Annotated in this window: 6 protein-coding genes; all 6 read right to left on the bottom strand. The window is 49.3% G+C overall.

Annotated features, from left to right (window positions below; all coding sequences use genetic code 11):
* Positions 1-42 precede the first annotated feature (42 nt).
* The 6 genes from AZ66_RS04695 to AZ66_RS04670 all read right to left on the bottom strand — a co-directional run bounded on the left by AZ66_RS04695 (position 43) and on the right by AZ66_RS04670 (position 6374).
* Positions 43-1215 (bottom strand): ADP-ribosylglycohydrolase family protein, encoded by a 1173-nt coding sequence (locus AZ66_RS04695; RefSeq protein ID WP_044353794.1) that lies wholly within the window; start codon positions 1213-1215, stop codon positions 43-45.
* Positions 1216-1306: 91 nt separating this feature from the next.
* Positions 1307-2761, bottom strand: a complete 1455-nt coding sequence (locus AZ66_RS04690) for an extracellular solute-binding protein (protein WP_044353799.1) — start codon at positions 2759-2761, stop codon at positions 1307-1309.
* 112 nt (positions 2762-2873) lie between these two features.
* The gene (locus AZ66_RS04685; RefSeq protein ID WP_021255373.1) at positions 2874-3755 is read right to left on the bottom strand and encodes a carbohydrate ABC transporter permease; all 882 of its coding nucleotides are present in this window, start codon (positions 3753-3755) and stop codon (positions 2874-2876) included.
* Positions 3756-3768: 13 nt separating this feature from the next.
* The gene (locus tag AZ66_RS04680; protein ID WP_044353793.1) at positions 3769-4671 is read right to left on the bottom strand and encodes an ABC transporter permease; all 903 of its coding nucleotides are present in this window, start codon (positions 4669-4671) and stop codon (positions 3769-3771) included.
* Between the two features lie 24 nt (positions 4672-4695).
* Positions 4696-5004, bottom strand: a complete 309-nt coding sequence (locus tag AZ66_RS04675; protein WP_044353792.1) for a DUF4387 domain-containing protein — start codon at positions 5002-5004, stop codon at positions 4696-4698.
* A gap of 2 nt (positions 5005-5006) precedes the next feature.
* Complete coding sequence (locus AZ66_RS04670) at positions 5007-6374, bottom strand: acyclic terpene utilization AtuA family protein (RefSeq protein WP_044353791.1); 1368 nt, start codon at positions 6372-6374, stop codon at positions 5007-5009.
* Between the last annotated feature and the right edge of the window lie 39 nt (positions 6375-6413).

The following is a 6413-nucleotide window of genomic DNA, read 5'->3' as shown; positions in this document are numbered from 1 at the left end:
GCATGCTATGAAGTAAGAACGATTACCATTTTCGTTGGCTGCTCATAAATGAGTTAACATGAGCTGATCTATCATTTGCTCTCTCTTCCTATGTAACTGTGCATCCGTGCCAATGATCGCGGTTGCCGCTTCAATGAATGCTTCGCAGTGCTGATCGATCCGCTGCTGATTGATGTCTTCGAGTGTAGCTATCTCTTCCGCAGGTATGGCCTGCACACCTTGCATCGCGCCGAGAATCGCGCCGATCATGACGCCGATGGAATCCGTATCGCGCCCCGAGCTGACCCCATCCTTGACCGCTTCCAGCAGATTGCCCTCGTGCAGCACGATATAGGCCAGTGCAAGTGGCAGTTCCTCGATGGCGAACAATCGGCTTGGCGTGTAGTGATTAGATGGGATGCCGATCTTGTGTATGCTCCGATGCACATCGTCCCCCATTGGAGAATAGCGCGCGATCACTTCGTGGAAGGAACGAACGATTACCTCCCGTTCCTCCTTGCGGGATTGAAGAAGAAGAGCCGTTTCGCAAATGTCATGTATCGCCCGCTTCGTGCCGTCCTTCGCATACTGCAGCGCCGTATCCGCTATATCATGTACGGTCGCTCCCGGCTCCATTGCCTTCGCAACACAGCATGCCATAACGCCTGCCGCCTCGAGGCCATAGCTGAGCTGATGCCCGGATGCGAACAGAATCGCCTCATCATAGGCTCCCTTCGGATTGCAGGCATTCACGATGCCGATCGGGGAGATATACATGGCTGCCCCGCAGTTGACCATATTGCCGTACCCGCCTTCGCGCGGCTCACAATTCGCCAGCACATGCCGATTGAAAATATGCTTCTCGGGATAGAACAATCGATCCATAATGAGCGCTTCCCGGCCGAACTCCGGGATATACCGTGGCCGAAACGCAATCTCCTTCACGAATTCATTTGCCATATCATAGGCATCCAGATGACGGCGTTCCGTAACATATACATTCATTAATGCAAGCGTCATTAACGTATCGTCGGTAATAATGCCTTGGCCTCTCATTCTCCCCTGCCTCGCTGCCTCCAGCCAATCCGCCTTCCACCATTTCGTTTGCGTTGTTTCCACGCGCCCATACTTCTCTTTAATTTCACTGTACGTCATTTTCTCTACGACAGCCCCCATTGCATCCCCATAGGCTGTTCCATAGATTGCTCCTTGTACTCGCTGCGCAAAAGAAACCATTCCGCTTCTCACCCTCCTGCTTGAAGAGCGAGGCAGTCGCCTCGCTCCCCTTCTCGATATCCAGTCTTTTACGCTCTAGCTTTTGAGCTTTCTATTTGATCGTTTGATTTGCGTACTCCGTAATTTCCTTGCCGCCGGCATCATTCCACGACTGCACGAACTTGTCGAAGTCAGCTGCTGATTTGCTGCCCATCACGATGTTCGCAGCGAATTCCTTGTACAGCTCATTGCAGGCATCCCATTTGCCAGCAAGCTCGGCTGGTATAATGAAGGCATTATCCTTGCTTGACATAGAGTCAATCATCTCCAGTGACTTCATTGCTGGCTCAGACAGGTATGGTGTCGAAGGATCGAATTCATGTTCCGGCTTGAAGTTAATCGTTGAGCCAACGAATAGCGGGTACCATTCCCCGAATTTGTCCTTCAGCTTGATTTTGTTGTCAACGATCTCATACTCTTCACCTTCAATGCCGAGCTTGTCGAGCATTTGCCCCTTCGGACTAGCCAAATATTCGAGTACAGCAAAGGCCAGATCTTTATGCTTGGACACTTTGCTTATCGCAAAACCGCGGCTTTCCTTGCTGACATCGATCGGCAGGTAGCCTTGTGCCTTGCCTTTCGCTGGCGGTAGAGGCATCACCTTGGCCGACGCTCCATTCTGAGATGCCATTTTGTTATTGTACAGGTCGATCACCTTGCCCTGTGTCCCTGCGATAATGGCAGCTTGGCCATCATAAAAAGCTTTTTCCTTCGTATCCCATTTCTTTGTTAGAAACTCTGGATCAAGCAAACCTTCCTTATACAGCTTTGCATAGAACTCCAGTTTGTCCTTTTCAAATGATGTAGTTTTGCTGAATGCGTATTTCCCGTCAGCGCCCTTAATCCATGTCGAGGTCAAACCGAATGCTTGTGCGAACATCACATCAAGCTCATCAAGATTGCCTACTGACGTGTAGGCAAATTTGGCACCATTCTTTTCTTTCATTTCTTTGAAAAAATTATAATAGTTATCTATGGAAGGATCCGTGAGCAATTCCTTGCCTGTTGCAGACTTATCGAACCAGTCTTGGCGCATGACCGGAATTTGGCTGCTTGTTGGCGACAGCCATACTAAATACGGATAGTTTTTCGTGCGTTCCCGATTGAACACGTTCATGGAAGCTTTTACATGGGTGGATTGTTCAATGTAAGGGGTGAGATCTTCAAGGATTTGCTGCGTAACGGCAAATGCGTAATCGCCGCCTTGGAAGTACATAATGTCCGGAATCGTACCGCTTTGCAGCAGTAAGCCCAGCTTCTCCGAGTAAGTCCCGCTCTGTACTGGAACGACCTCCAGCTTAATGTTCTTTCCTTCTGCCTTCATGCCTTCCTCAATCCCTTTAATCACCCTTGCATCAGGCGGCAGATCCTTGCCGACGATTGAGATTGTGACTGCCTCTTGTTCGGATGATGATTGTGCATCTCCCGCATCCTTCGTTCCGCTGGAACCACACGCTGTAGTAAGCATCATCAGGCTGGCAAGCATAAGGAAAATCATTTTTTTCATTGCATTTCCTCCCCCATATTTATGATCCTTCGTGTTCATAGGCTGGTGTTCAGCACCAAGAAGGCTGTGCTGCTTTTCTTTGAACAAAATACAATTCGTGGAACAAAACCTCTTATTCTTTCACTCCACCTTCCATCACTCCGCTTGTATAATGTCTCAGAATGACAGGATAGAGGATAAGAAACGGGATAATGGCAATGACGATCGTCGCTGCTTTCAGAGATGAGAAATCCAGCTGTGCAACATTACTGTTCTTCAGCAGATCGGCTGTGCCGATTAGGGCTGTGCTGTCCCGTTCCACAACGAACTGCCGCAGCAGCACTTGCAATACGGTATTGTCGCGGCTCGATAGAAAAATGCTCGATTTGAAAAATTCATTCCATTTGGCTACCGCATAGAACATCCCGATTGTTAGCAGCGGTATGCGAGCCAGCGGCAGGACGATTTTGACGAACATTCGAATATGTCCGGCACCGTCGATTCTCGCCGCCTCGATCAAGGAGTCCGGGATCTCTTCAAGGAAACGCATCATAATGATTAGGTAGTACACATTGATCATCCGGTAGAAAACCATAGCCCATAAGCTGTCGAGCAGATGCAGATCCTTGATGACCATGTATTCCTGCACGATCCCCGGTTCGAAGATCATAATAATTATGAGGAAAATCATAATCGGCGTCTTGCCTACTAAATGTTTGCGGGTCAGCACATAGGCCGCGAGTGTGGTAAAGATAACGCTGATGCATGTACCCGTGATTGAAATAAACAAAGAGTTCAACAGCGCCTTGCTGACCAGTGCATTGTTGAGCACAACTTGAAAGTTAATAAGGGAGAAGCCCTGCGGCCAAATTTCATAGCCCCGCAGCATATGAACCTTGTCTGGATTCGACAGCGCTCTGGCAATCAAGTTCATGATCGGGATGAACATCGTTAAGACAAGTGCTGAGAGGATAAGGCCGATCAGCATTTTGGATACGGTTATTTTATTTCGCAAGATGCATCCCTCCTTACCAGGCGCCTTTGTTCGTAATTTTTTTCGATATAAAATGAGTCGACAGCACAAGGATGACCCCGATTAAGCTCTTGAATAAATTCGCTGCCGTTGCAAACGAATATTGGCCATTAATGAGACCAACCCGATACACGTAAGTATCAATGATATCGATCTTGCTGTTGACCGAATCGTTCGTAAAGTTCAATACTTGATCCAGCCCGGCATTCATGATGAAGCCGACATTGAGAATGAAGATTGTGACCATCGGAATATACAAATGCGGAAGCACGATCCGCGTTACAATATGCCAGCGGCTCGCCCCATCTACATATGCCGCTTCGTACAGGCTAGGACTGATTCCCATGATGGCCGCAAGATAAATAATCGAATCCCATCCGATACTGCGCCACGCCTCACTCGCCAGCAGAACCCAGCGAATGCTGCCCTTGTCAGTCAGAAAGTCATGCGCGGGGAAGCCGAACACTTGAATGAGTTCATTAACGGCACCTGTCGATGGAGATAAAAATTCGAACCATATTCCTGTAATGACGACCCACGATAAAAAGTGAGGCAAATAGGAGATAACCTGAACCGCTTTGCGAAAGCGCCCATTGCGGAATTCATTAAGCATTAATGCGAACAAAATGGGCAGTGGGAACAGCAATACCAGCTTCATCGCACTAATGATGAGCGTATTCGCCAGAACATTCATAAAGATGGGCGTACTGAATAATTCGCGGAAATATTTCAAACCCACGAACACATGGTTACCCAAAATGCGATAGTCAAAGAAGGCCAGTTTCATTCCGATAATGGGCCATATATGAAAAATGAGAAAATAGGCAATACAAGGAAGCAGCAGGAGATAGAGCACTTTGTCCGCCCACACCCGCTTTAATTTCGAAGCCGCTTTCATTTCCACTCACCTCCGGGCGGTTGCTTAGCTGATTTCCAATTCCATGAGCGGCGCATGCTGCTGCGCTCCATATACATCCCGATCGAATACAGTGCCTGAGGACACCTGTCTGGCGAACGTAATTTTGAAGCCGAGCGCTTGGTCGAAAAACACAAGCTGCGTAATATGTTCAATCGGTATTTGGTATAACTTGGATACCGTCTCTTTATTAATTTGACCAGACTGCTTCATTTTGTAATAGAGTTCCGGTTCTTTGAACAAGACGTCTATCGTAATCTCGAAGGGGCCGCTATTTTTGCTTCGAAATACGGCCGCAGCGTCATATAGCTTCATGACTACACCTCTGTATATTCGTTCTTGAACATCTCCAGCCCATCCGCAACCTCTATCAAGTGGTATACGGAAAATTCATAGACGCCGCCGAACGGCACGTCGCTCGGTGCAAATGGGAATGCCAGATTGCCAGCCGTCGACTTTCTTCCCTCATACCCGTAATGAAGGAAGGTGGAACGGGCCGAGCTGCAAATCGCATTCGCCAGTTCCTGCGTCTTGGCAGTTACCTCGATGACGACACCGAGCTCATGAGCAGGTGCCCGATTCGGCTCCAGCTCTCCCAACACGCCATTCAAGCCATAATTAATGAAATGAATGTGGTAGTCTTCCCTTGAAATTTCATCGTAGTACTCATACACCTGCTGCTTGACCAGTTCCTCTACCTCTTCAATCCGTGCAATAAGGAGCGGATCGCGTACACCGGCAATGACGAAGGTGCGGCAGGCCACCTTCATAGCGCCTTCCAGCTTGATTTTGTACACCGGAGTCTCCGATATTCGGCTGCCGCTTACTTCTACGCTGCCATCACCAAGCTCCGTGAAGATGCAATGCTCCAAATCCAGAGTCAGCCCTGGACCATGCAAAATGTACGGATGATCCTTCTCGTAAAACGTATGGGCGGCAACCGATACAGCTGTGCATTTGCGCGCCTCGCTAAGCGGCTTCACGATAAAAGAATCCGGCTGCAATATGCCCAGCATGCAATCCTTGGTTGTACCCGGTTCAGCAGACAGCGCGGCGCACTCTAATATTTTCCCAAGATGATAGGCAAGCGCGGTATCGAACCCATGAATCATGGCAACTGCCGCAAATGGAGACGGATCATAGGCCCGTCCGCAAATCACAATATCCGCTCCTGCTTGAAGCGCCTTTACAATTGGCTCATGCCCCATCTGCGCCACGATGTTCGTCGTTGCCGCCAAGCGCTCCTGAGTCAGCGGTGCAACCGTCAGGCCCAATGGCTCACACTGCCCGGCATCCAGCTTCGCAGCAACCACCTCGTGAGGAATGTCTGCCCAGATCGTGGCGATTTTGATGCCTTGGAAGCGATGCTCTTCAAGGATCTCCATGATGATGGCCTGCGTCCATTCCACATGTACCTTGGCGCCGCTGCCCCCAGCCGATCCGATGATGATCGGAATCTTCGCCTGGATTCCCGCTGTGATCATAATCTCCAAGTCCTTCTTGCAAGCCTGCTTGCTGACGATTGCAGTTCCCGCACCCAGCTTATGGGGGCCAGCATCCGTAGACCCAGCGTCTACGACAATGGCATCCGGATGATGCGCCATGCCGTTCATGAACGAGGCTCTTGGAAAACCATAGCCCAGCATCCCGCACGGGGCCAGGATTTTGAATTGTTCTTTTGTCATAGGTACCCTCCACCATCACAGTACGCAATGCGTGTTGTA

This window comes from Paenibacillus sp. E194 (assembly GCF_000935845.1).
Lineage (GTDB): Bacteria > Bacillota > Bacilli > Paenibacillales > Paenibacillaceae > Paenibacillus_B > Paenibacillus_B alvei_B.
This window is presented reverse-complemented; position numbering and strand designations above follow the sequence as displayed.